This window comes from Streptomyces sp. NPDC002265, from assembly GCF_040296125.1.
Taxonomy (GTDB): domain Bacteria; phylum Actinomycetota; class Actinomycetes; order Streptomycetales; family Streptomycetaceae; genus Streptomyces.
Genome location: NZ_JBEOWS010000104.1, coordinates 1 through 26,073, shown reverse-complemented (window position 1 = coordinate 26,073; position 26,073 = coordinate 1). Strand labels below are relative to the sequence as shown.

Annotated in this window: 14 protein-coding genes and 4 pseudogenes; 6 read left to right on the top strand and 12 right to left on the bottom strand. The window is 66.1% G+C overall.

The window, feature by feature from the left end:
- Nucleotides 1-356: 356 nt before the first annotated feature.
- Entirely contained in the window at nt 357-1,388 is a 1,032-nt protein-coding gene (locus ABT085_RS19810; RefSeq protein WP_351609163.1) for a YihY/virulence factor BrkB family protein, read from the bottom strand.
- Nucleotides 1,389-2,323: 935 nt separating this feature from the next.
- Here ABT085_RS19810 and ABT085_RS19805 point away from each other — a divergent pair.
- Nucleotides 2,324-2,743, top strand: coding sequence for a CBS domain-containing protein (locus ABT085_RS19805; protein ID WP_351609160.1), 420 nt, complete (start codon nt 2,324-2,326; stop codon nt 2,741-2,743).
- A gap of 155 nt (nt 2,744-2,898) precedes the next feature.
- On the opposite strand, the pseudogene ABT085_RS19800 reads toward ABT085_RS19805, so the two are convergent.
- Nucleotides 2,899-3,021 (bottom strand): annotated as a pseudogene (locus ABT085_RS19800) (LysR family transcriptional regulator); the annotation flags it as partial.
- A 48-nt stretch (nt 3,022-3,069) separates the two neighbouring features.
- On the opposite strand from ABT085_RS19800, the gene ABT085_RS19795 reads away from it, so the two are divergent.
- Nucleotides 3,070-3,408, top strand: a complete 339-nt coding sequence (locus ABT085_RS19795) for a hypothetical protein (protein ID WP_502982759.1) — start codon at nt 3,070-3,072, stop codon at nt 3,406-3,408.
- 179 nt (nt 3,409-3,587) lie between these two features.
- On the opposite strand, the gene ABT085_RS19790 is transcribed toward ABT085_RS19795, so the two are convergent.
- Together ABT085_RS19790 and ABT085_RS19785 are read right to left on the bottom strand one after the other, a co-directional pair.
- Complete coding sequence (locus tag ABT085_RS19790) at nt 3,588-10,151, bottom strand: toxin glutamine deamidase domain-containing protein (protein ID WP_351609157.1); 6,564 nt, start codon at nt 10,149-10,151, stop codon at nt 3,588-3,590.
- Nucleotides 10,152-10,255: 104 nt separating this feature from the next.
- The gene (locus tag ABT085_RS19785; RefSeq protein WP_351609149.1) at nt 10,256-11,326 is read right to left on the bottom strand and encodes a type I-E CRISPR-associated protein Cse1/CasA; all 1,071 of its coding nucleotides are present in this window, start codon (nt 11,324-11,326) and stop codon (nt 10,256-10,258) included.
- A gap of 308 nt (nt 11,327-11,634) precedes the next feature.
- Here ABT085_RS19785 and ABT085_RS19780 point away from each other — a divergent pair.
- Nucleotides 11,635-12,039: pseudogene (locus ABT085_RS19780) on the top strand (hypothetical protein); the annotation flags it as partial.
- Between the two features lie 256 nt (nt 12,040-12,295).
- Here the strand turns inward: ABT085_RS19780 and ABT085_RS19775 are convergent.
- On the bottom strand, nt 12,296-12,763 hold the full coding sequence (locus tag ABT085_RS19775) for a hypothetical protein (RefSeq protein WP_351609146.1): 468 nt from the start codon (nt 12,761-12,763) through the stop codon (nt 12,296-12,298).
- A 620-nt stretch (nt 12,764-13,383) separates the two neighbouring features.
- Here ABT085_RS19775 and ABT085_RS19770 point away from each other — a divergent pair.
- Nucleotides 13,384-14,142 (top strand): hypothetical protein, encoded by a 759-nt coding sequence (locus ABT085_RS19770; protein ID WP_351609144.1) that lies wholly within the window; start codon nt 13,384-13,386, stop codon nt 14,140-14,142.
- 23 nt (nt 14,143-14,165) lie between these two features.
- Here ABT085_RS19770 and ABT085_RS19765 read toward each other — a convergent pair.
- Nucleotides 14,166-14,974 (bottom strand): IS5 family transposase gene (locus ABT085_RS19765; protein ID WP_351609141.1). Its coding sequence is split into 2 segments (ribosomal slippage): nt 14,166-14,654 and nt 14,657-14,974, totalling 807 coding nucleotides; the frame shifts between segments, so codons are not numbered across the junction.
- A gap of 335 nt (nt 14,975-15,309) precedes the next feature.
- Between ABT085_RS19765 and ABT085_RS19760 the strand changes: the two genes are divergently transcribed.
- Nucleotides 15,310-15,597, top strand: coding sequence for a transposase family protein (locus ABT085_RS19760; protein WP_351609138.1), 288 nt, complete (start codon nt 15,310-15,312; stop codon nt 15,595-15,597).
- Nucleotides 15,581-15,805 (top strand): annotated as a pseudogene (locus ABT085_RS19755) (transposase); the annotation flags it as partial. The gene ABT085_RS19760 and the pseudogene ABT085_RS19755, both read left to right, overlap by 17 nt.
- A 68-nt stretch (nt 15,806-15,873) precedes the next feature.
- On the opposite strand, the pseudogene ABT085_RS19750 reads toward ABT085_RS19755, so the two are convergent.
- From ABT085_RS19750 to ABT085_RS19725, 6 genes and pseudogenes are all read right to left on the bottom strand, one after another.
- Nucleotides 15,874-16,865, bottom strand: a pseudogene (locus ABT085_RS19750) (transposase); the annotation flags it as partial.
- Nucleotides 16,866-17,177: 312 nt separating this feature from the next.
- Nucleotides 17,178-20,861 carry a S8 family serine peptidase gene (locus ABT085_RS19745; RefSeq protein ID WP_351609136.1) on the bottom strand — a complete coding sequence of 1,228 codons (3,684 nt, stop codon included), beginning with the start codon at nt 20,859-20,861 and terminating at the stop codon, nt 17,178-17,180.
- A gap of 2,163 nt (nt 20,862-23,024) precedes the next feature.
- Nucleotides 23,025-23,183, bottom strand: a complete 159-nt coding sequence (locus tag ABT085_RS19740) for a hypothetical protein (RefSeq protein ID WP_351609166.1) — start codon at nt 23,181-23,183, stop codon at nt 23,025-23,027.
- Between the two features lie 92 nt (nt 23,184-23,275).
- The gene (locus ABT085_RS19735) at nt 23,276-23,848 is read right to left on the bottom strand and encodes a transcriptional regulator (RefSeq protein WP_351609133.1); all 573 of its coding nucleotides are present in this window, start codon (nt 23,846-23,848) and stop codon (nt 23,276-23,278) included.
- Nucleotides 23,849-23,956: 108 nt separating this feature from the next.
- Nucleotides 23,957-25,546 carry a helix-turn-helix domain-containing protein gene (locus ABT085_RS19730; protein WP_351609130.1) on the bottom strand — a complete coding sequence of 530 codons (1,590 nt, stop codon included), beginning with the start codon at nt 25,544-25,546 and terminating at the stop codon, nt 23,957-23,959.
- Nucleotides 25,543-25,857, bottom strand: coding sequence for a helix-turn-helix domain-containing protein (locus ABT085_RS19725; RefSeq protein ID WP_502982758.1), 315 nt, complete (start codon nt 25,855-25,857; stop codon nt 25,543-25,545). Before ABT085_RS19725 ends, ABT085_RS19730 begins: the two co-directional genes overlap by 4 nt.
- Nucleotides 25,858-26,073 lie beyond the last annotated feature (216 nt).

Genomic DNA, 26,073 nt, shown 5'->3' with positions numbered 1-26,073 from the left:
GGGGCCCGTTCTCTCATGCCCGCGACCGCACCCGAACCTCCGTCCAGACCATCACCGCTGCCGCCCGAACAAGATCCGGTTTGCCACAACGCACTAAGCTGCTTGGCGATTCCGTCGGAAAGCGCCTCGGCCGCCGCCATCGCGGCAACCCCGGCGGCAGCGGCCCGCCGACCGCCGGGACGCCGAGCGCGGCCAGCACTGCGGCCGCCGCCCACCACGCCACAGCTTGGTGTGCTCGGCCGCCTCTTTCCATGCGAGTCCGCCGCGCCGCAACCACGGCGGCCCCACGCGATCACCGCCTGGCCAGTCGGCGGTCCCTGTCGCACCAGCTGCCCACAGCTGCGCCGATTCTCCGGTCAGGTCCCGAGGCGGCGCTGGTCCTCCTCATCCCACGTCCGGGTGTCGCGCGGCTCGACGTACGGCTCCTCGTTGGCCGGATGGCCCCCGGCGACGGCGCGTTGACGTGCCAGTTCCGCGTCGAACTCCAGGCCCAGCAGGATCGCCAGGTTGGTGATCCACAGCCACACCAGGAAGATGATCACGCCTGCCAGGGTGCCGTAGGTCTTGTTGTAGGAGCCGAAGTTCGCCACATACAGCGCGAACCCGGCGGAAGCGGCCATCCAGATCAGCAGCGCCAGGAAGCTGCCCGGCGTGATCCAGCGGAAACCGCGGACGCGCGCGTTCGGGGTGGCCCAGTACAACACCGCGATCATCACGGTGACCAGGAGCACCAGCACCGGCCACTTCGCGTACGACCACACGGTCAGCCCCGTGTCACCGGCCCCGAGCGCCGTGCCCGCCTGCCGGGCGATACTCCCGGTGAACACCACGATCAACGCGCTGATGACCGCCATCACCATCAGTACGACGGTGACGCCGACCCGCACCGGCAGCACCTTCCACACCGGCCGGCCCTCGGGGACGTCGTAGACCGCGTTGGCGCTGCGGATGAACGCGGCAACGTAGCCGGACGCCGACCACACCGCGAGCACCAGACCCACGACGGCCATGAGCGAGCCGAGCCCTCCCCGGCCCTGCATCTGCTGCACCGCGCCCCGCAGAATGTCCTGAGCCGCGCCCGGGGCGAGCTTTTGGATGTTGTCCAGGACCGCCCGCGTGGCGGACTGCCCGACGACCCCCAGCAGCGACACCAGTGCCAGCAACGCGGGAAACAGCGCCAGGATCGAGTAGTACGTCAGCGCCGCGGCCCGATCGGCCAGCTCATCCCTCTTGAACTCCTTCAAGGTGCCCTTCAGCACTGCTACCCAGGAGCGCCTGGGCAGGTCCGACGGTTTGGCTGGGGCCTGCCGCCCCATACGCTCGTCCGTCCCGTCGGCGGCCGGGGCATGCTCGTGGGGGCGTCTGTGCGGTTTCAGCGGCGGTGCCATTCCCCACGGGTATCCGGCCCGCCATCACCTATGCGCTAAATGCGTCATATCATCCCGCCCGGTGACAGCTGGGTGCCGCGGCCGGTCATGCGGTCCCCGGTCCCGGCCCGCTGCCCTGCACCGGCTCCGGCTCCGGCTCCGGCTCCGGCTCCGGCTCCGGCTCCGGCTCCGGCTCAGGGAACTGCTCAGCGCCGGCGAGGTCGAATTGTCTTGGCAGGGTTCTGATTACGGCGCCGGGCAGCGCCAGGGCTGCGCGTGGGGGCGCCGTCCGCCGGCCGCCACAACCCTGCCTCAGGGTGTGTCCGCGAGCGCCGGGATGCGGGTGGTACGGGGTGTCGTGTGTGGTCGAGGCTTCGAAGGGCGGATAGTGCAGGGAAGGCGTGACGGGTGTCTCGGGCCGACGGCTTCACCCAGAGCCGAGCTGGCCGCTCGGCCAAAGGCCAGGGACTCTTGCTCGCACTCCGACGGGGAGTCCGGCCGGCCGCAGCGTGTCCGGCCGGACTTCCCGGTCGCAGCGCGCACCGGACCCGCTGCGGCTGTGCGGACGGCCGCAGACCGCTTTTGTGGCGCCGCCGCCCGGCGGAGTTGCGAGCAGCGCGTCGTGGTGCGCGCCGGACTCCTGCGAGGTGTCGCTGATGGTGTGCTCGTCGATCAGGCGCTGGTGGGCGGACCCGCCCAGCGTTGGTCGTAACGGCGTGCAGCCCGGTCGCTGAGGGTGCTGCCGACTTTGCGCGGTGTCCGCAGCCAGCGCGATCCGGCGGAGGCATCCAGGGCGTGCCCCTGCTTCATTGCCTCCCGCTTCTCTCGGCTCGGCCGTGTCGGCGGCTCTGCGACATGCCGCTGGGAAGGCTGGTGGCGTGCACAGAGCGGTGCACGGGTACTCGGCGGCGACAGCGGTGGCTGGCATCGCGACACCTGTGGAAAGGGGGCACGCCATGGTGCAGTGCGTGCGCGACATCATGACCGCTACGCCGGTGTCCGTGGAGACCGGTGCGCTGGTGACGGACGTGGCGCGGCTGATGCGTGACGAGGACATCGGCGTCGTCCTGGTCACGCGGGAGGATCACCTGCTGGGGCTGGTGAGCGACCGGGACCTGGTGGTTCGCGGGCTCGCTGAAGGCTCGGATCCGCCGCAGATGACCGTGGCGGATCTGTGCACCGAGGAGCCGATCACCGTCACCCCCGACGACGATCTCGAGCGCGCCGTCGCATTGATGCGGCAGCACGCCATTCGCCGTCTCCCGGTCGTCGAAGGAGACGCGCCGGTCGGCGTGATCTCGATCGGCGACCTGGCGATGGAAATCGACCGGAAATCCGCGCTCGGCGACATCAGCTCGGCAAGCCCCAACATATAACCGGCACAGGGACAGGGGAGTAAAGACGACAGGGACCGGAGGGGCGCAGTCGCAGTCACTGTCCCTCCGGCCCCGCCTTGCTCTGCCTCACGACGCCCGCACCACCGCCCCGGTCCGTGAAGTTACCGCGGGCTTTGGTGTCCTGGTGCCGGGCTCCTCTCCAGCCGCTTGATCGCTCGGCTCAGCGGCGGCTGGCTCATGTGCAGCCGCGCGGCGGCCCGGCCGAAGTGGCGTTCCTCGGCGACGGCCACGAAATAGCGCAGCGTGCGCAGCTCCATGACCGGCGACTATATCCGTACGGTATCGGTGTCGCTGCCGCTCGAGTCGTGCACTGGAGGAAGGACTTCACCAGCGGCAAGCTCACCATCGAGCGCGTCTACCTGATCACCAGCCTGCCGCCCGGCGCAGCGACCGGCGCCCAGCTCGCTGCCTGGATCAGAGGACACTGGAAGATCGAGAATCTTCTGCACCACGTCCGTGACCGCACCTTCCGCGAGGACGACTCCAAGATCCACGTCGGCCGCCTCCCCCGCGTCATGGCCGGTCTGCGCAACCTCGCCATCGGTGTCCACCGCCAGGACGGCCACGCCAACATCGCAGCCGCCCTACGCCACGCAGCCCGCAACTGGCACCGACCTCTGACCGCCCTCGGCGTCACCGGATGAATTCGGACAGAAAGCGATCATGCAACGGACCCTGGCCCTTGCGCTGGGCGTACTCGTCCACGCCGACCACTCGGTGAACCTTCCGTGTCACAGGTTTGGACGAAAAAGCTTGGCCCTCACCGCTTTCCCGGATTGTGGGGTGAACCAGCAAAAGACGAACCCTGCCCTGAGACCGTGACCTACGGCTCGAGTGGTGCACAAATGTTCACGGTCTGGCCGTTGAGGTCGAGGATGATGGTGCGGCGGAGCCGCTTGACGACCATTTCGAGGAACTTCCCCGCGTTAATTGTGTCGTCATCGGCATGAACTTGATCTGCCGATGCGATTCCGATCCGAATTTCCTCGCCACGCAGCTCCCCCGGGAATCTACTCTTGATCAGGCCCTCGGCCTCTTCGACCTGCTTCATGAAACCCGACTTGTCGGTACGCACGGCGCTGGGATCGAGAACGTGCTGGTTGCGCTCTGGATTCCAGCTCAACGGCGTCCGCTCCGGCTTCTTCTCCGGTTGCGCGACCGCGGCGGATTCAAATCCGAGCGGGTTGCCAGGGGGCATGATCGCCACGGATGCGTCCCCGTGGGTATGTGCCCGATCAGTCTCGTCCTGGTCACGTTCGTCACGATGAAGGCTTTCGTTTTCAACTTCCTTGAGGTGCGCATCGGTGCGGACAGTATCGGCGTGGTTCCTGGATGATGCCGCCGCATCCTCCTTCACCTTTCCCACAACCTCCGACTCGACGCCAGCGCCTCGCATCGGGACTGATTCTGTCGCTACCTGTTCTTTGAGGCGTGCGTATTCCTGACGCTGGCTCTCGGACATGACGGGCTCATAGGTGTCGAGGCTTTGGCTCAGCTTGCCGAGACGCTCGAGACGTTCACCGGGTGTACCTCGGTCCAGAGCGTCCCGCAACAGGGCGAGCAGCCCGGAGACGGAGGAATCGTCCGTGTTGGCGATGCCGACGTAGCGGGATCTCGAAACGGAGGCGTACTGGAGAAGACCCTGGGCCTTTTCCACGTAGTACAAGGTGTCCTTCATGTACTGCCGGTCCCGCGGCGACCACTGTCCGGTCAGTGCCGTACGCACCGAGGAGCGGACGGTTTCGAGCCGCTGCGGTATCCAATCAGGCAGGCGAGATTGACCCAGCACGTGGCGTATGACGGCGTCCGCAAGGTCCTGACGCTCGGGGCGGGAAATCAGCTGCGGTGTTTCCTGCCGCTGTGTTGTCAGGCGCGCCATCAGCGGTACCAGCTTTACCAAGGTCTGCACCAGGGGGTGATCCAGGATGGTGCATGCCACGGCGGGTGTGAGCCCGGGCCGACCATCCTGGAAACGTTCGGCTACCTGGTACGCATGCCTCGCGGCGTCGGCGAGATCGTCGAAGTTGGCCTGTAGCGCTTTGTCGTCCATTTCTGGCCGATTCGTATAGTTTCTGATCTCAAGCAGTACCATCGGCCGCGCGTGCCCCCCATTTGTATCCAGTCGCCCGAAGTTCCGCATGCCGACTGTTTCATCCGGATACACCTTCCTGCCACGCGGCGTCCTCCCTCGAATCGTGGCGATCAGAAAATCCCTATGCGTCAAATCGCTATCCGGCAGGACCTGATCCAATATATTTCGCGCATCGTCCGCTCCAGGATATTCCGTTCGGTAAGCGGCTATCCTCTGGCGCAGAATCTCCTCGAATTTATTTACGATGAAACGCTCATTGTCATGATTTTCCAGAAAGCCGCGGACCTCTTGCCTCAGCGACTCGCGTACCACATGGAATGGATTACGCAACGCTGCAGGGAGCATATTTTTTATCAGCCTTTGCCGGAAAAATCGCTCCCGGAGCGGAGTCGCGGAAACGTGGCTGAACATCAGCCACGCGTATCCGTACAGTTCGTCGATACCAGCGACCTCGGACAGGTAAGGGAGCTCTCCAGTCTCCACGTGCCGCTTCAGCACCTGGGACGCAAAGCGTTTCGTGACATCGTCAGCGAAATGCCGGCTCCCCGCCACTGCCTTGTCGAGAGACATTGATCCGCTGAGCCGGGCTTCTACCTGCGCCAACAGACGACTCGCTCCGCCGATGGGAACACCGACAGTGAACTGGGTGTAGGCGGGATGTCCGGGCCCCGCCGGAGAGGGGTTGACCAACAACTTACCGTCCGCAAAGACGGTCCAGTCCTCCGCGGGCAACAGTTCGCGCAGGGGGATCGCGTGTCCCTCTCGGTCTGTCCGGCTCAGCAACTCGCGGGCTCGCAGGATCCCATCTATGCCCCGTGACGAGGAAATGCGTCCCGGTTCTGTCAAAAGGGCTTTAATCGGCGCAGACACCAACTCAACGATTGGCAAAGACTTCGCTTTTGGTGTCTCCCGGCCGGCCGCCGCACCTAGCGCATCCCGCTTGCTCATGAATAGCCGGCCATCACCGAGTTGGTAGAACATATCGTGATCGACAACCAGTTCTAGTTGGTTGTGCTTGTTCCGCGCCAGAAGTGTGTCATACGGCAGGTCGGCAAATTTCTTGCCGTTGAGGTCGCCGAGGGGGTGAAGATATTCGACCTCTATGCCGATGGCGCCGAACTCTCTATGGGTCAGCGGGGGTTCGAGGAGGGCTTCGCGATACGTGTGCGGGGCAGGCGGCCATTGCCGTTGCGTCTCTTTCGCAACCGTACCGATTCGGTGTATGACGATGGCCCGTGCATAAACATCCACAAAATCGAACTTCTCAATGCTGACCCTTCGGTCCTTGCGCGCCTGCAGGTCGATCCGGTATATACCATCGTCGGTGTAGCGCACTGCGAAGGCGTGACCGACTCCCGAGCGTTTTGCGACGAGGATCAGGGCGGTAGCTCCGATGCCGGCCTTTTTCAAATCCGTAGCAAGCGAGTCCCACGATGTCACCCTCCCCCAACCCGGTCCACGAACGAGACTCTGCTCCGCACCGGTAATTCCGACCTCAAGGTCGTGCAAAGTGACTGCTGACCGAATCGTGTGACCTGCCGGGCGATCTCGGTCGCGCTCGTGCAACGGCGGCGCGGGGAACCATATCTTGACCAGAGCCAGCAGAAGCGAAACGCAGTTGATCACTTTCGGGTCAGCGGCGAAGGTATCGTTATCAACGCCGGCGTCCCTGGTGGCCTGCGTGATCGCCGCAGCGGCGTCCTTCGTCAAAGCCGCTCTCGTGGGCGTATCCCGATTCACCCACGTCGATCCCTGTTTGTCGGCTTCGGTGAACTGCTCCCCCGGTACGGCGTCCGGCGCGGTGGGGAGCGGACCTGGATCGCGTGAAGCGGCAGGCAATGCCGAGGACTGCGCTTGGATGGCAGCTGTACGGTTCGCCGGTTCACTCAATGCCCCAAGAACGGGATGCTGGTCTGTGAGCGAGGATGAGGCAGTCGTAGGCACTTCGACTGTCGTGAGGGCCAGGTTCCCCCGGGTTGGCGGCTCCTCGGTCTCAGAGCCGGCTAGCCGACTGGTGGGATCCTCGACGAGGTTCGCGATATGGACGGGGCGCGGGGCGTTCAGAAACGCCTGCGGTTTGGTTTCTGATGAGCTGTGGGGCGCCGGTGCGGGCTGCCGAGGTGCGTATATTCCCTGCTCTTTCTGTTCGTCGAGCCGGAACTCGGGGGCCCGAGTGTCGCTGTGGTTCTGCCCCTGAGTAACGGGATCTTCTGTCGCGGTACCACCGGCTTGGGCAGTGGTGGTCAGGGCCAGCGCAACGCGTGACGGATCACCGAATTCACCTTGGGAGTGCGTGCTCGTCTCGGACTCGCGGCTGTCGGCGGATTCTGGTGGCGCCGCTACGGGTTTCTCCGCCTTCTGCTCCTTGAGGCGTTTGTACTCTTGGTGCTGACTCTCGGACATCACGTGCAGGTAGCTTTCGAGGCCTGCCCACAGTGTGCCGAGATGCTCAGCGGATGCGTTTCGGCCCTGGGCATCCCGCAGAATGGCCAGAAGTCCAGAGATTGAGGAATCGTCCGTATTGACACTGCCAATGTAGGTGTATCTCGGATCGGAATTGTGCGCTGTCTCGCGGCGCGCGGTGGAGCGGTGAGGGCGCGGCAAGTCGATGCCGGTGGAAAGACTGGGATGAGCGGCGGTAGGAGCAGGAGCCGCTGGTCCGGAAATTGGGCTGGGCTTTCGGAGGAGACGGCTAGCCTTTTTCAAGTATTCCAGGGTAACCTGGTCTTGCGGCAACAAACGTCGGTCTACAAGCGCTCGACTCAACGTGGTGCGGACGGACTCGAGTCGCTGCGGTATCCAGTCAGGAAGAGCGGATCGGCCTAGAACGTGGAATGTGACAGCGTTCGCGAGACTCTGACTCTCGACATGGCTGAGTGGCTGCATCCCGCTATTGGGTGTTCTCCCATACCCCAGCAGCGGGACCAGTTCGGCCAAGACCTGTACCAGAGGATGGTCGAGGATGGCGTGTACCACGGCGGGCTGGATACTGGGTGAATCACTTTGGAAGCGCGTGCCCATACGGTACGCGTACTCCATGGCGCGGGCGAGCTCCTCCACCTTGCCTTTTATCGTGTCGTCATCCATGTTTAGGGAATTCGCAAGGTGTCTGAGTTCGAGCAGGACCAGCGGTAGCGTGCGTCCACGGTTGTCATCCAGTTTTTCGTATTCAGTCATACCGACAGCTTCAGCCGTACCGACTTTCTTTCCTTGCGGCGTCTCCCCACGGATCGTGGAGATCAGATAGTCTTTGTTCGTCAGGCTGCGAGAATTCGCCAGGGATTCATTCAACAGATTCTGCGCGTCATCCGGTCCCGGGTATTGTCTCCGGTACTCGGCTATCATTTGGTGCAGAATCCGCTCAAACGTCGTTACGATGAACGTTTCATTTTTGCGCAGGAAACCGCGGACCTCTGGGCTCGTTGAACTGCGCACTACGTGGAAGGGATTTCGCAATGCTGCCGGGAGCATGTTCTTTAGGAGTGTGGGCGCCGGGCCGCTGCCCATCGCCGCGGCTCGCGGCGAAAAGAAACGCTTCCAAAGAGGATTGGCGGAGACGTGGCTGAACATCAGCCACGTATAACCGTACAGCTCGTCGACGCCGGGGACTCCGGACAGGTAGGGAAGCTGTGTGAGATTCACGGTTCGCTTCAGCTGTTGGGATGCGAAGTGCGCCGTGACCTCTTCGGCGAAATGCTGGCTCCTGGCTACCGCTATTTCGAGTATAGGCTGGCCGAGTTGAGCTCGCATCTCCCTCAGCAGATGGATCACTCCGCCAAGGGGTACACCGACGGTAAACTGGGTGTAGGCGCCGTGATGGCTTCCCGCCGGAGACGGATAGACCAGCACCGTATCGTCCGTAAAGACGGTCCACTCTTCTGCGGGAAGGAGTTCACGCAGGGGGATCGCGCGGTCTTCCTTGTCCGTCCGCCGCAGGGCTTTGCGGGCTTTCAGGTATGCACGTATGCCCTCTTCCCGGGAAATACGTCCGGATTCCTCCTTCAGGACCCTGAGTGGTGCGGTCCTGAACTCAGGGATGGGCAATTTCCTCTGCACCGGGATTTCTTTTCCTTTTACTGCAGCGATCGCCGCTTCCGCCTCTTCCCGCGTATTGTATATCCGGTTGTTTTTGAGCTGATAGAACGGCGCATGGTCAACGACCAGTTCAAGCCGACTGCTGTTGTGCCGCGCCAGAACCAGGTTGTAGCCGTCCAGCCCATCGGATTCATTGCCACTCAGGGGATGTAGATCTTCCACTTCAATTCCAATGGCCCCGAATTCTCCTGGGCGAAGCGGAGGTTCGACCAAGGCCTCACGGTCCGTATGCGGGGTGTGCAGCCAGTCTTGCCACGTTTCTTGCATAGCCTGGCCGTTCCGGTCCAGGACAACAGCCCGAGCGTAAACATCCGCCAAATTGAATGTCTCGGGAGTGACCCTTTGATCCTTCCGCGCCTGCAGATCTATTCGATAGAAGCCGTGGTCGGAATATCGCACCGCGAAAGCGTGTCCGACTTCCGACCGCTTTGCGACGAGGATCAGTGCGGTAGCTCCGACACCGGCCTTCTCCAAAGCCGTGGCGAGTGAGGCCCAGGACGTCACCTTGCCCCAACCCGGACCACGAACAAGACGTCGCTCCGCGCTGGCGGCTCCCACCACCTGGTCGTCCAGAGCGACTGCTGACCGAATCGCATGACCGGCCGCATGATGCCGACCGCGCTCATCCAGCGCCGGCGCGGGGAACCAAATTCTCACAAGGGCTAGCAACAGCGACACGCAGTTGATCATTTTCGGGTCGGCAGTGAAAGCCTCCACATCGACGCCGACATCCTTCACAGCCTGTTCGATCGCCGCGGCTGCTTCCTCCTCCAGCACGGCCTGCGGGGACGCCTTCTGATTCAGACGATCCCCCGGCTCGGATCCCAGGGCTTTTTCGAGCGAGCCTGCTGACAAATCGGATTTGCTCCGTCTCCAGTTGCCGACCGACCGCTCGGTTCCGCCGCTGTCCGGAATTGAGTGAGATACCTTGGCAAGTATCAGCCTTTCCACTCCCCCTAGCGTCCCCGCGGCCTCGGTTATGCGATGTGATGGAATTCGCATCAGCGTCTGTAGAGCTTGTTCCGGCGTGACCTCCCGAGGCGGTTTGATCACGGAGTCCTTTATTATTTCAAGCGCGTCGTGAGCGTGTTTCACGAAGTCGACAAGGTCGCCAACGTGAAGCTTCTGCCCGCCGGAGAGAACGCCACTCAGGCCCGACGGGAATCGAAAGCAGATCTGCGCGATTTCTCGATTGTTCACTAGGATTCCTCCCTACTGGGGACAACCCGGTCTCGCAATGGGACGTCCCCCCTGGTTCCGGTGGCGTTCTTGGTGCCAGTCGGCGGCACGCCGGCGTTCGTCGGTCAGCGCCGAGTCGACGTTGGGGCGCATGTTGGTGTGTGCGGGGCCCTGTCGAGAGGGTCGATCAGTGTGGCGGGCCCTTCGACCGCGACGACTGGTGCGGCGTCGGCGAGGTAGAGCGTTCGGAGAGCGACATGGCATCGCCGGTGCCGCGGCGGGCGAATCGGGCGTGGCCCCCACGACTGCAAGGGGCCGGCCAACAGGAATGTCACGACACTCGTCCACGCTGCTCCAGGAGTTTGCGACTGCGGCTCCGCCGGACTCGACCAGTCGCGCCAAGCCGGGCGCTTCGGAGCCCAGGTTGGCGAGACTGACGGTGGCAGTCCGATGCGTAGGACCCAGGTCTGACAGTTGTCGTCGCCGTAGGCGCGCTCGATTTCGGCGGCGTAGCCGGCCAGGCGGGCAGAGGCGGGTTCCATGTGCCGGCTGGAAGCGTCACCGGTTCCCTCGGGGAGGTTGTCGGCCACAACTGCGCGCCCACCGCGTCCGAGGCGGAAGCGGCCTGTACGGGGACGAGGTCTGGGGTATCGGTGTCGGGGGCCGGGCCTTGATCCCCGAAGTGTCGTAGGCCTGGGCGTGGACAACCCACCAGGCGGCTTCGGCGTATGAGAGCCGCGCCACCCCAGGTGGACGCGGAGTGCAGAAGGCGTCACGTTAGGCACGTCTGCGGTGATCCGGTTGAGCGAGGACACCTCGCCCGGCGTAGCGCGTAGCCCGGCATTTTGGAATAAGGGCCTCTGCGGGTCCAGCGAGCCGAACCGTCCGTGGTACTCAGTCAAGTGCTCCTCGACGTCAGCGAACGAGGCGCGTTCGTACCGCAGTTCATTCCACGCTTGCGTCCCCGGCGGCCCGTCGAAGGCGTACTGGTGGATGGCCAGGAGCAGCCGTATCAGCGCGAAGTCCTGTGTCGGCAAATCGCCCGAGAGACGCCTGGCATGATGCGCGCGCGCGACTGGAGCGCACAGGGACAGTAGTTCTTCTCCTGTCGACAGCCGGACCGGAAGCCACCGCTGCCCTGTCAGATCAAACAACAGGCCCCCGCCGGGCTCCTCCGTCCCACGCGCATGTGACATCTCAAGGTCCGCCCTCAGGCTGTGCTGGAACCGACGAGGCAAGGCGGAGTATCCGTCCCAGCAGCGGCATGAACTCCCCCTGGTGGCCGCGTATCGTCGCTGAGCCGCCTTCCTGGACATGCCTCTCGGGTTTGGCCTTGCCAATTCAATGATGTGCGCACGCGTCAAGCGGACTGCAGCTCAAAGCCCTTCACTGGGGCGGCGTGCCTGATAAGGCACAGATTGTGCGTTGTCGGGAAGCACCGTGGGTTACGAGGTCGTATTCGCCCCTGACGATGGAGAGCATGCCGTAGTGCGGGTGAATCCGAGTGTCGAGGGCCGGTACGCCCTTCGTGCGCCCCTGGTGCGTTCCGATCACTCCCCGTAATTGTGCCAGTGAGCTATTTCAGCGTTGCCGCTCCAGGGTGGGGACGGCAGCGGCGATTGACGGCAACGTCTCCGGGCCGCTCCGGAGCAACCCCACCCACCAACAACGTCAAAACGAGGGGTTCGCCCGGGACGACTTCCACATCGACTACGACCATCGGCAGGTCACCTGTCCCCAGGGCCAGGTCAGCGCGGGCTGGCACGGTCCCTACCCGACCTCCTCGCCCACCGCTGCCCCGCTGATCGTGGCCAGGTTCACCATGAGCCAGTGCAGCCCCTGCCCGGCACGCACCCAGTGCACCACCACCGTCGACAGCGCCCGCACTATGGGCTTTCCCCCGCGAGAGCTCCGCGACCTTCAACTCCGCGTCCGCACCGAGCAACAGACCCCGAGTGGAAGGCCCGCTACGCGGTCCGCTCCGGAGGGGAACGGTCAACGAGTTCACCCACGGACACGGCATGCGACGCTGCCGCTACCGAGGACAGGGAAAGGCTCACATCCAGCACATCCTGACGGCCATCGCCGTCAACATTGCGCGCCTCAGCAGGCTTCCACCCACCGAAGAGGCACCCATGCCTCGCCGACCGACGGCCTTGCCAGTACTACCTCGACCAGCGCGAGATGCCCTGGCCGAAGTCCTGGCGCACCCTGGGAACTTGACCTCGGCAGGACCAAGATCCCCGACTGTCAAGCTGAGGCCGAGTGACCTTGGACTGGTTGAGCGGGTGGAACTCCACCCAGGTACCGCGCCCGTCACGGCTGAGGCGGGCGAGCAGGTAGCGGGCCACGTTCTCGCGCCGGACCGCGCGGTAGGCCTGCTCGATCGCGGCGAGGTTCGCGTGGGACGGTGAGCGGGTGCCAGCGAGCCATGCGCGGATGGTGCGGGGCGTGGCGGTCAAGCCGGCTTCCCGTGCGGCGGCGCGGGCGCGGTCGGAGCGGGTGAGGTAGTGCAAGCGGGCGAGCAGGCCGCGCCGGGCCCTGATCGGCGTGGCGACGTACCCCATGACCGGGTCGACCTGCCAGGAGACAGCCTCATGGCCCTTGAAGGACCCCGGCCGAGGCGAGGGCATTTATTGTGCCCTATATTCTCGTGAAATCACTCTCGGATTGACAAGCTTAGCGGGATGTCTGCAGAGTTACGGGGTAATTAATAGGTTGGTTCATCCTTCTCTATATGGGTAGCGAATTTGGCACCCACTGTGGTGCTGGAGGTAGATTTTGCGGTACGCACGACTCTCCAAGCGTCTCTCTGTTGTTGCAGCTGCTGTTGCCTTGGCTGGTGCAGTGGCCATGCAGCCCGCTTTTGCTGCGCAAGCCTCGGACTTCAACGAAGGGACGGAAGTTCAGGTAGACACCACGCCTGGCAACGGGGCCGCCAGCTGGGTCTGGGTCTACGGTTCGTCGTGGGGTTACACCGCTGGAGGCGCTGCTCAGGTTCAGTACGTGGACGGCAGTTGGGATTGGTTCCAAACGGACGGCAAAACGGCCCGTTCTTGGAACACGAGTAAGAAGATAGCGTCCTTCAGTGCGTGCACCAATAGCTGGGACGGAGATTGGTGGTGGAACTGCAATCGCATGATCAACGTAGGCTAAAATTCGTCCAGGAACGTATGAGCTCGTAACACGATCTTGTTGGTGGCGTTTCTGAGGTACGGGGTGCCGGTCGGATGCTGCTGGGATGATTGGGGTCATGACACTGGACTGGTCCGGCCTGAAGCACGCCTATGGACCCGCATCCGACCTGCCACGGCTCTTTGACGAGATCGGTGATCCCGAGCTGGCTGACGAGGCGTGGGAGGAGCTGTGGGCTTCTCTGTACCACCAGGGTTCGGTGTATACGGCCAGCTTTGCCGCCCTGCCCGTTCTGACGGACATTGCTACCGGTCGCAAACCGGGCGGTCGCTGGCCGAGTCTTGGGTTGGCCGGCCGTATCGTCGTCGAGGAGCAACAGCTTCACGAGCCCGGTTACGTCCAGGCGTGCTACCCGGCTGCGATCAACGAGCTGCACCAGCTGACCCAGAAGGTCGTGATGGCAAGGCCCTTCGAGGGCGATGTAGACGACTTTCTGTACTGGATGGAGCACCTTCTGGCCTTTGAGGGGGTGCCCGTATGGAGGCGCAGCCTGCGTCGCGATGATTACCCCGTGGTGTGCCCCTCCTGCGCATTGCGCTTGGAGATCGACCTCTCCTGCAAGCCTCCAGGCACTCGCCGTCGGGACCCGAACGCGCGCTTTCGGGTTGTCGGCCGTGAGGGACCCATACTCACCGGGGTCCGGTCGGCGGCCCCCGCGGACCTGCCGCCGCTGGCGTCTCGGCTGCACGGTGTGGCCGTCAGGGCCGGGCAGTCAGCGGCCGCAGAGCACCTGACACGTCTGTTTGGCTGCACGACGTGTCCGGACTGTGCGTCAGAGTTCTCGGTGCCGGACCAGGTCGCAGCCTTCCGGTCATAGAAGTCCATGAGCGCGTAAAAGGATCACGCGTGCGCTTTCTTGAGGCGTCTCCAGCAGATGAGGCTGGAAGCCAACGAGACAAAGGCGTCGTGAAGTTCGGTTCGGCGTTCCCAGCGGACGGCAAGGCGCTTGAACTGGTGGAGCAGGGCGAAGGTCTGCTCGACGACGTAGCGGAGCTTGCCCAGGCCCTTGATGTTCGGGGCGCCCTTGCGGGAGATGACCGGCAGGATCCGCCGCTTGCACAGTTCTCGGCGGTTGGGGTTGGAGTCATAGCCCTTGTCACCGAGAAGTGAGTCGGGGCGGCGCCGCGGACGGCCCGGCCGTCCGGCCACGGGCGGAATACCGTCGACGAGGGCAATGGTCTGGGTGACGTCGTTGACATTGGCCGCAGTGGTGATGACTTTGAGCGGAGTGCCGCGTCCGTCGCAGATCAGGTGGTGTTTGCTGCCCGTCTTCCGCCGGTCGACCGGCGACGGCCCCGTGTCGGGGCCCCCTTTTTCGCGCGGATGTGGGAGCCGTCCACGCACGCGCGTGTCCAGTCGAGTTCGCCGGCCGCGTTGAGTTCGGCGAGCAGGATGCGGTGCAACTGGTCGAAGACACCGGCCTGCTGCCAGCGATCGAGGCGTCGCCAGCAGGTCTGTCCGGAACCGAACCCCAGCTCCAGGGGCAGGAGTTGCCAGGCTATGTCGTTGTAGAGCACGTACAGAATGCCCTGCAGACACAGCCGGTCCGCCACCGGCCGCGGGCCCGGTGCCTTCTCCGGCCAGGGCGGCAGCAGCGGCTCGATCAGCGCCCACAAGTCGTCGTCCACGATCCACGGCCGAGTGCTCACACCGTCCCGAACGGCCGAATCGTCACATCGGTCACGCCGGACCAGGGGACTTCAACAAGATCGTGTTACGAGCTCGTATGAGTGAGCCAGGGCTTCGGCATAGTCGGATGACGTCTGATTCTTGACGGCTCGTCACATTGGGTGGGGTCCGGTACGAAGCAGGCACGGGCGTCCGTGATCATGGAGTTCTCTACGCTCTGTGACGTTGGGAAGCCCGTGCCTGCCGCTGCATCCTCTCTGATCCCGTCCGGATTTGACCAGCTCAGCCCGCATCTCGAAGCCGCCGGCGGTGAGATACCCGGTCTGTTGGAACCCCTGGCCGAGGTCCCCGCGGCGTGCGGCACGTCATCGGCACGCTCCTGGCGCTGACCGCGTGCGCCGTTCTGGCCGGGGCCAGGTCACTGCTGACCGTCGGCGAGTGGGCGGCCGATGCACCTCCCGCCGTGCTCGAACGACTCGGCATCGCCGTCGACCCGTTGCTCGCGCATTATTCTTGGCCTGCGGAGTCCACGATCCGGCGGTTGCTCGCCAGGGTCGGTGCGGACGCCCTGGACCGGTCCGTCGGGGCCTGGCTCGCCGAGCGCCGACACGAAACCGAGCCTCTGGAGCACGAACGCGATTGAGAGCGTGAACGCACGCATCTGCAGGGCCGTGAGGGCTCGCGGCCACTTCTCGTCGGAGAACGCCACGTTGAAGTGCGTCTACATGGCGCTCATGTCGCTGGATCCGACCGGCAAGGGTCGCCGCCGCTGGACGATGCGCTGGAAGGCACCCCTGAACGCCTTCCAGATCGCCTTCGAAGGACGCCTCACCCCCACCACCAGCAACTGACCCCCCAACAACCAAGATCAGCCGTTGATTGGGCCCTGTCTCACTTTCGGTGGTGACAGAGGGTGCTGCTATCCGAGGAGGATGCGGTGGCGGAGGAGGGGAAAGCCTGCGCGTCCGTACATCTGGCGCGCGATCCGCTTGGTCTTGGTGATGACGCCCTCGGTGGGGCCGTTGCTGTACGGAAGCGTGAGCCCGGCGATCACGGCGTCGATGTCCCGGTCCAGACCCCGGGTGAAAGCATGTAGATGGGGCAGGTCGGCTACTCGGACCTCGGCCGTCCAGTTCGTGAGCGCGTCGGCATTGTCGGCGTGAGGCACAAGGAGCGGGGCGAAGCCCCAGATGCTGATAGCCAGTTGGGTCATCTCGGGGCAGGCTGCAGTGAGTTTGGCCAGGAGTTCGTGTTGCTCGGCCTTGAGGTTGTCGGGCCTGGTCAGCAACATCCGGGCGAGCCAGCGCGGGGAGATGTCGCTGCGGTCGGCGTCCGCACGGCCCTGGTTGATGCACTTGTGCAGGAGGTTCAGGCAGCCCGTGAAGCCGAGGGCCTTGATCTCTTCGAAGAGGTACTTGACGGGGACGCCGGGGTCCTCGGTCCGGCGTTTGCGCAGGTGCTCTTGGTAGGGATCGACCAGGCTGGCACGGTATTTGGGGACGCGGAGCATGCGCTCGGTCCGGTCGGCGCGGGCGTAGCGTTTGACGGTGTTCAGGGCCAGCTGCAGGCCGCGGGCGCATCGAGCAGGCCCACGCCCTGGTCAAGCCGGTGATGAACCTGGTGCCAGTGTTCGAGGGTGGTCCGGGCGCGGGGCCCGTCGTAGATCGGCGCGTCCAGTACGGTGGCCCAGCAGGTGCTGTGTGCCTTCACCTCGCTCAGGGCGGCTTCGCATTGGTTCTTCCACAGATGCAAGCGATCACCGACCTGCACAGCGTCAGGCAGAGCGCGGCGGATGGCCTCGGAGTAGGTCGCTGAGCCGTCCCGGCATACGACCTCAATGCCCGGGTGCTTGCGCAGCCGCGTTTCCAGGGTGCCGACCGGGCGGCCCGCTGGTAGCTCATCTCGGCGCTCGAAGCACAACTCCCGCCGGCCAGTTCGCAGCCCGCCTTCGGCGGGAGGGACAGGTCTGCATGGTGCCTCGAAGGCAACACATATGCACAGGTCCTCTCCCGCCGGCGCGGTGACCGGCGGACGATTCCCGCCACCAACGAGTGTGCACGCATGAGGCTCGGGCCCTGCACGCCTACCGGCGCCGGCGCAACGCCACCGCCGGCCACCGCGTCCTGGCCGTCGACCGCAGGCAACGCGCCCGCATCCGAAGCGAGAAGGGACGGGGGCTGGTGTCGTGCTCGCGAGCGCGACACCAGCCCCCCGGCACAAGGGTCACTTGAGACCGAAGGCCCGTATGACCGTCTGGGTGACGCCGCCGCCGTTGCGCTGCTTGACGGTGACGCGGATGGACACGTACCTGGACCGGTGCGGCGCACTCAGCTTCGCCAGCCAGGAGCCCGTGCCGCCCTTCAGGCTCTGACGCGTCCAGGTTCGCCCATCGTCATAGGAGACCTCGAGTCCCAGTGACGAGACCGCGTCCTTGGCGGAGGAACTGCCCAGTACGCCGGGTGTGATGGACAGGTCCGTCCTGCGTCCGGCCCGGCCGTCGGCGTCCAAGTCCGTGCCGTAGTCCAGCTGGACCAGCGGAACGGCCTGTATGTCGGTGGCGGCCCCAGAGGCGAAGTTCCACTCCGTGCGGGTCGTCTCGGAGTACGGGCTGACATCGGTGTTGCCCTTCGTCTCCACGACCATCCGGTACGGCAGTTGCCGCGGGTCCAGCTCGCCGGTGCCGATCTGCGGGCCGCCCTCGAACCGGGACAGCAGTTCGTCTCCCTGATAGAGCGAGACCGTCTGGGACGCGCCGGCCACACCGCCGCTGTGCGCGGCTCCGGCATCGCCGAACGCCTCGACATAGCCGCTGAAGCCCACCGAACCGCGGTAGAGAATGTTCCTGTCGAGCAGGCGTGGCCTCGTGATGGGTCCGAACCAGCGGTCCTTGTGGACCGTTCCCGGCTGATAGGGCACCGGGTCGGTGGACGCGTTGCTGATCCCCACGAGGGCCCCGTACTGCTGCCATTTGAGGCCGTTTCCGGTGGAGACCCAGTCGGTGCGCCAGCCGGGAGTGACCGGCTCGGCGGACAGCGCGGGCGCCGCGGTTCCCGGCCATTCGTACGGAGGGAAGTCCACCCGCTTCTCGATGGCCTGCGTGCCCGCGGGCGGAGCGAAGGCGAGGTCGATCCGGGCGAGCTTGCGAGGGTCCGTGTTCGCCGAGGGATCATCGGGTATTCCGCCGATGTGATAGTCGGCCAGGTCGTACAGGTAGTTGGCCGAGGGGTGGGCCTCGACCGCCAGCCGTATCCCGTCGTGGCTCGCCGCGGCGAGCTTCTTGATCAGTGTCTCGCCCTCGTCCAGGGCCAGCGAAGCGACCGGAAGCGACCCGGTGGTCACCGTGTCGGGGTCGCCGTACCAGTCACTCTTCCGGCCGAGGCCCTCGTTGACCACCAGGAGCACGGCCGCGCCGGCCGCCTTCGCCGCCGCTGTCTGATCCGTGGGAGCCACGGTGTCGCTGCTGCGCACCACCACGGCCTTGCCGCGGGCGGAGACGCGGGCGTACTCGGCGGCTGAGCCGGTACCGGCGAAGACGGTCCCCAGGTGGGTGGTGCCGTCCGGCAGCGCCTTGGAACCGGGCTGCGCGAGTACGTCGTCAAGGCGCCGGCCGCCGTAGGTGATCGCCAGCGGCGTCTGCTCCGCGCGAATCCTGGTGCTGAAGACGAAACTGCCCTTCCTCACCTTGCCCTTGGTCGGCACGGCCCACAGGCTGTCGTATTGGGCGGAGGGGAACTCGACGTCGAACAGGGCCCCCCAGTCGGGTGTGGGCTCGGTCGACGTCCAGTTGCGGTAGAGGTCGATCCGGCTGCTCACGACGCTGGTCGGCTTGGGTGTCGCAACCTTCACCTGGCGTGCCCTCGAGGCATCGAGTTCCACGGTCCGGTCTGCCGCCAGTTCGACTTCGGGCGCGGTCAGCACCGCGTAGCCCAGGGAGTGGGGGCCGTGCAGACCTTCCACGTCGGCGAAGGAGTAGAGCATGTAGGAGCCGGGAGCCAGCCGGCGGGTGGCCGTTCCGTCCGAGGGGATGTCCACGAACACGTCGCTCCCGTCGGAACTCCTGATGTCGACGTACCCCGTCATGGGCCGGCCGGCGCGATCCTTGAGGTGGATCGTGAGCGCGTATTTCTCCGACTCGACGGAGAACCCCGCGGCCGTGTGTATCCGGCCTCCGTCGAAACCGGCCGTGACCTGTGCGGAGTACAGGCCCGCGGCGAGCTCCCCCGGGTCCGCCACCAAGTCGGCCTGCGCGGTTCCGTTCGCGGGTACGGTGAGGTGGTCGGTGCTGAGGGTGAATGCCTTCGCGGGCGAGCCGCCCGGGTCGACGGACAGGTGCAGGACGACCGGGGTGTCCGTGGTGTTGGTGTACGTGATCTGCCGCCGTATCGGCTGCCGTTGCGTCTTGGGCGACCACGTGACGAGCCCCGCGTCGACCGATCCGGTCGCGAACACCTTCGCGTAGTAGGCACTGGCCACGTTCACCCGGCCGGCGCCCGCCTGGTAGGGGGTGTAGTCCGGGGTCGGATTGCTGGTGCTCATCAGAGCGTCCTTCAGCTGCTGAGCGGTCCAGTCCGGGTGTCTCTGGGCCAGCAGGACGGCCGCACCCGCCACGTGGGGCGTCGCCATGGAGGTGCCGCTGTCCACGCGGTAGTAGCCTTCCCCGTCGCTCATGTACTGCGAGCGCGCCGCCAGTACGTCGACACCGGGAGCGGTGACGTCCGGCTTGAGACCGTCGTCGCCCGCCCGCGGACCGACGCTGGAGAACGAGGCGAGGTGGTCGGAGCCGTCCACCGCCCCGACGGTGAGCGCGGCTTGCGCGGTCCCCGGCGCGCCGAGGGTGTAGGGGCCCTGTGTCCCGTCGTTGCCCGCGGCGATGACGAAGAGCGCGCCCGTCTCGGCGGTGAGCTGGTTGACGGCCTGGCTCAGCGGATTGTCCTGGCTGTTCCGGACCGAACTGCCGAGGCTCATGCTGATCACCTTGGCGTGCTCGGTCCGGGCCGCCCACTCCATGCCGCTGATGATCCAGGAGTCCTGGCCGGAGTTCTGGTTGCTGAGGACCTTCCCCACCAGCAGGTCGGCCCCGGGAGCGACTCCCTTCTCCTTCCCGCCCGAGGCGGCGCCCGTACCCGCGATGGCGGAGGCGGTGTGTGTCCCGTGCCCGAACCGGTCGAGGATGTCCTCTCCGGGGACGAAGCTCTTGGACTGCACGATGCGGTCCTTGAGATCCGGATGGGTGGTGTCCACTCCGGTGTCAAGGATGGCGACTCGGACTCCGGCGCCCGTACCCCCGCTTGCCCAGGCAGCGGGAGCGCCGATCTGGGCCGTGCTGTCGGCGAGGGTGCCCTTCGACTTGCCGTCGAGCCACACCTTGTCCACGCCGGCGGTGAAGGGGAGCGCCGACGCGGCACGGGACGTGTCGTCGTTCCGAGCCGCCGACCGGCCGCCGGTGAGGGCCGACCAGAAGGAGGCGGACTTCGACCGCCGGGTGCGAACCGCCTCACCGTGGATCACGGGAAGGCTCAGTACGGTCTCGGAGCCGGGCAGTGCGGCGTTGGGATGCGGGGTGGACGAGCCGTTCACGACGGCGGGCCGGAGCGTGGCCGCGCTCTTCTTGTGCGTGACGATCAGGGGCAGCGCACGCGCATGCTCGTCGTCGTAGCCCTGGGAGATCAGCTCGGTGACGTCGAACAGTTGCTTGTCGAGCCGACCGTCGGCGATGTACGGCATCGCCTCGTCGGGGTACACGTAGGTGTCGCGGCCCTCAGTGGTGACGCGTATCGAGCCTGTGGCGCCCGGCGCGCGTTCCACGTCCACCGTCGGCGACGCTCCGGCTGGTCCTGGGGTGACCGTCACCTTGTCGCCGGTGATCAGCGTCACGGTCGTCGGCGCACGATGCTTCGCGTCGGCCAAGGACGTTGCGGTGGCGGCCAGTTGGGAGGGGTGGGCGCCTTGAGTTCCTGAGGCGACCACCAGAGTGGCAACGACAGCGGTCGCGACAGCGAGTGAGGCCACGGCCGATCTTCGTGAATCAAAGCTCCGTACATTATCTCCGGAGCCGGGGATTATCTGAATCTGAATCACCTTTGAGGCATCATGGAAAGGCACTGCGTCTTACCGATCGGGGTCCGTAGAATTCGTTGGTCAACTACGGTGAACGGCACACTAAGAAGGCCTCGTTGCCGGGATGTAACATCCGCGATTCCAATCGACGCCCTTGGCGGGCATTAACTGATACAGCGCCAGTTTCGAGATATTTGGACGAATTGCATCGTGGTGTGCTCCGCGTCGGACTTCTCCGTGCCGCGCGAGTCCTGTTCCGCAGCGAGCACGAAGCCGGTGCCGTCGAGGGTCAGCACATTCCACGGCATGCCGAGTTCGTCTGCTACGTACGCCGGGGAGCGTCACGCAGGCCCTCAGTGCCACGTCGACCGTGGGCGGGCAGGCGCTCCAGGCCGTAGGGGCCGCGCCGCGTTCGGACTGTCAACGCAGCCGCCACCGGCACTTCAGAGCGGGGACGATATCGGTCAAGGCCACCGACGATGCGGATGAGCTGGTCGGTGGGCTCACGCGTGGAAACCCATGCGCCTACGGATCCTGTGAGCCGAACACGTCCCGCTGCCCGACGGACCCAGCCAGGAACCGCACCCACTGCGCACGGCGGCGGCCGGCTGATCCGGCATCCTCGTCTCCGCGGCGTCCCGCTCTGCGCCCAGACCGGGACGCCCTGCCTCGACCCGCAGTCCAATTCCCCGATATATGCGATAAGACGCCAGTTGGCCAGGTACGTTGAGCAGCAGTCTCCCTGGACGCCGCGTCCCCCCGTGCGCTGCGTGCGGGGGCATACTTCGCCCGGTCCGGCCTGGTCATCGGCCGCCGCCCGTCCCGCCACGACATACACGGCGCTCGACCGCACGCTTCGCCAGGACGACTCGCCTTCCGCGGGATGGCCCCTGAAGACCGCTCACCGCAGGGCGCTGGACGACTGCAGCGCCGAGCGGCAGGAGTTCACCAGCGCCGCCCAGGCCGGTCCGGGCTGAGCCGGGATGAAGATCGTCCGACCTCAGCACACCTCGAACGGAAGCCGCTGGGCTATTACGCCGTAATAGCACTCCCCCCCCCTCGCTCATGCTGGGCATCTCGGACAGCAGCCCTCCTGCCGCGACCTCCGCCTCGTTGCGCCAGTACAGTGCGGCGTCACCGGCCCGGGATCCTGCTCATGCATGAGCGCGCACCACACCAGTTGCAGCAGGTCCTTCCCCTCCGGGAACTCCAACGCCGGCACGTCCCGGGCGGGCCGCCCGGTGGAACGGGGCGGGTGTGTGTGGGCGGGCCGCCGACCTGCCCATCGTCAGCTCCGGAAAGCGAGTGGTCCACCGCCGTCGGCGGACCCTCGCGCAAGTCCGAGGTCAAACATGTGGCCCTGGCAGCAGGGGAGAAATAATAATCCCTGCACCTAAGGCCCTCCGCCTTTCCCGTTCGGGTCGCAGCACTGGACTTACCCCCTAATTACTGCCGATAGTTCAGTCACGCCTAACCCGACGACCAACACAGGGGGAATGGATGATTTATCCACTGGCCCGACTACTGAACCATCATGACCCGAGCCACTGAAGCACGTTGAAGCCCTGTTGGCCCCGGCGCCATGGAACAGGGCTTCAACTGTGCTTATGCCAATCGGTGCCGCACCCGAAGAGCGTCTCGTGCTTCCGATCATTGTCAGGCGCGGCCTGCTCGCCCGTCTGCACTACCTCACCCGTACCGACCGTGTCACACCGCCGCCCGGGAAGCCTTGCCCGACCGCCACGCCCCGTCGCCGCGATGCACGCGACAACGCCGCCCGGGTCCCTCGCCGTCCGGCGGGCTCACTCCTCGGGACTGAGACTTTGAGTGGTTCAACAGCACAGCCCGGTACCTGCACACGCTGAGGCCGGCCGAACGGTGAGAGCGGCCAAGGCCGTCACCGACGTCTTCGTCCCCGGCTACCTCGTCATCGCCGTTCTCCTGTTCGCCAGCTGGCACAACGCCCCCTGCGCGGTCTTGCTGGTGATCGGCAGGAGCCGTGCGGTCGCGGTATCAGGCGACGCCCGGCCGTTTGCCGGTGAGGCGGGCAAGATGGGCACCGCGCAGGTTTTCCCAGGCGATGCAATCCTCCACCGCGGGCGGCCCGTTGGCGGTGATGTCCTCCAGGGCAGCGGCAAACCGGTCGGCGGCTGAGGCCGGCTGTTCGCTCATCGGGGGTTCCAGGAGGCGGAACGGGCTTGTCTCCACGGTGTCCGCCGGGCCGTGGGGCCTCGGAGTACACCGGGTGAAAGCCGTACGGCAGGTCACGCGGCGAAGCCGATGTTGGTGACATATTCGTACTGGCCCCACTGCGAGCCGAGGTCGATGACCTGGTCGATCCACGCATCGTCCAATGCCCGGTCGTCACCGGCCGCCCACGCTGCCACGATCCGGTCCCACCGGCGGACGTTCAGCGTGCGGAACTCCACCACACGCTGGCGGGGCCGGTCGACCTGCGACTGGTTGAACGGGTGGATCTCCACGCGGGTGCCCCGGCCTTCACGGTTGAGGCGGGCGGTCAGGTAGCGGGCGACGTTCTCGCGCCGCACGGTGCGGTAGGCCTGCTCGATGCGCTCAAGGTTCCGCCTGGAGGGCGAGCGGGCGCCTTCCAGCCAGGCGCGCAGGGTGCGGTCGGTGACGGTCAGACCGGCGGCGCGGGCGGCGTCGCGGGCGTGGTCGGTGCGGGTGAGGTAGTGCAGCCGGGCCAGCAGACCGCGGCGGGCGGTGACGGGGGTGACGATGTAGCCGGCGAGCGCGTCCAGCCGGCGGGCGACGGCCTCGTGGCCTTTGATGCCGCTCGCGCCGTACTTGCCGAACTCGATGTTCCGCTCAGGCATGGTCTCTTCCGGTCCTCCGTTGGTGGATCACTCTACTGGCTCGTGAAAACGGATCGTCCATCCCGGCGGTGAGCCCGCTGGGCGGCTTTCGGCGCTGAGCGAGGCGTCTCAAGGGGTTTCCGTGGCCTGGTCGTGGTCGGTGCCGACGGTGTAGGTGTCCTTGAGCTTTACTTCGGTGACGCCGCGGCCTTCGGCGAAGACCGCGCGCCAGTCGCCGGTGACGTGCAGTTCGTCGGTACCCATGGCGCGGACGACCATCAGGCCCTCGTCGTAGGCGCGGTGGGCCTTCCACCACAGGTTGGCGAACGCCTGGGAGCGGATGAGGTGCATCCAGTCGGTGCGGTACAGCTCCCGGTTGTAGTTCGACTCGCCCAGGGTGGAGACGAACTTCGAGTACATCGCCTTGACGTATTCCAGCGTCACCTCGTCGTCGTCGGCGATCGCGCGGTCCCGGGCGTCCTTGAGGACGACGCGGAATTTCTCCAGCAGCCCCTCCGTGGCCCCGGAGGTCCAGGACTCGTGGATCTGCGGCGGATCGCACAGGCCGTACTTGGGGCCCGCAAGGCGCAGCAGCAGGCGCAGGGTCGGTTCGGTCACCCACAGTGGGCCGGGTTCGTCCCTTTTGCCGATCGGGTTGGGCAGACAGGCGTCGTGTTCCCAGGCGGGCGGGGTGATCAGGTGGAGGCCGGCGCGGCGCCGGTCGTGCTCGTTGCCGGTGCTGTGCTCCAACTGCCCGATCGGCAGATGGGTCTTGAGGGCGGACAGATAGGCGCCGTTGACATCGAGGGCGGTCACCGCATGTTCGCCGGGCGGCAGTTCGGGGCGCGTCCACTTGGGGCGTGCCTCCCAGATCTGGTCGGCGCCCCGGGCGCTCTGCTTGCGCAGGATGTCGGGCAGCCAGGGGTGGGCGACGATGTCGTAGCGGCCGCCCTTGCGGGTGTGGTCCAGCAGGGCCATCGCGTCGGGGATCGCCCGCTTGATCAGCGCGGCACTCGCCGCCTCGACATCACCGGCGTGCTGGGCCAGGGCCTCGGTCACGGCCCGGCGGATCAGGTCCGGTTCCGCGTCCGCGGGCTGTACCCGGCGCCCGGCCGCGACGATCCGTACGCCCTGACCGCCGCGGGCCGCGACCGGACGGTCCGACCCGGGGGCGGCCTGCGCGGAAGCCGTCGGCGCGGATGCCGTCGGCGTGGAATCCCTCGGCGCGGAGACGGCGGGCGTGGAAACTCCGGGCGGGGCCGGCTGCGGAGGGCTGGGCGCCGCGCACTCGGCGGGGTCCAGGTGCTGCGGGAACCCCGCGACCTGATGGCGGGCGGGCTGCCCGCACAGCACACACGGCTGGGGGACGGCGAGCACGTCGACGTCGTCGTCCTGGCCGGCTGCCTGCTCGGCATCCGCGCCATGCCCGTCCTGCGGCTCCTCGTCCCCGACGTCCTCGACCGCATCCGCCCTCTCGGCGGCCAGCTTGGCCTTCGCTCCCTGAAGGAAGTACGCGTACTTCTCCCGTGCCTCGCTGCTCGGGTCCCGTCCGGACTCCCAGCCGGCGACCGTGGACGGGCTGACGCCCAGAGCCTGCGCAAGCTGGGGGCGCGAGAGGTTCAGCCCCTCACGCAGGGCACGCCGCTCCTCGGCAGACGGCAGCACGGCCTCCTGCCTGGCCGAGGCGAGCAGGGCGTCGATCGCGCCGAAGTCCGTCATCGCTCTCCCCCGTCCCGCAGGGCTGCGGGGCGTGCCCCGGTCGCATGGCGGCCGGGGATCCGGCGGCGTTCCGCGGGCAGCGACTCCGCGGCCCGGGTGGGCCCTGCCAACAGGTCGAGCGCGTCGATGCCGTAGTGCGCTGCCACCGCGTCGCAGTCCGCCAGACTCCACGCGGCCGTGCCGGACTGACGACGGCTGACCTGCGCCTGACTCACGCCCAGGGCGGCGGCGAGCTCGGCCTGCGACTCACCAGCCGCGTGCAGGAGCGCGGCCACAGCGGACCGTACACGCTCATCAAGACTCATACTCACAAAGTCGAGTCTACCGCTCGCAACTCATGTTCTATGCGTTATCCGCATTTCACCTCGGGAGCGCACCGCTGGCAAGAGCGCATGCACCACAACCCACCCGGCCCGAGCCGGCATGAAGAGAGACGGCAGGCAATCAGGAAGGCCATCACCATTCGACGCCGGCCAGCAGGAGAGCGCTCGTCCGTGCGTGTCGGTGCGCTCGCCGAGCGCACCGAC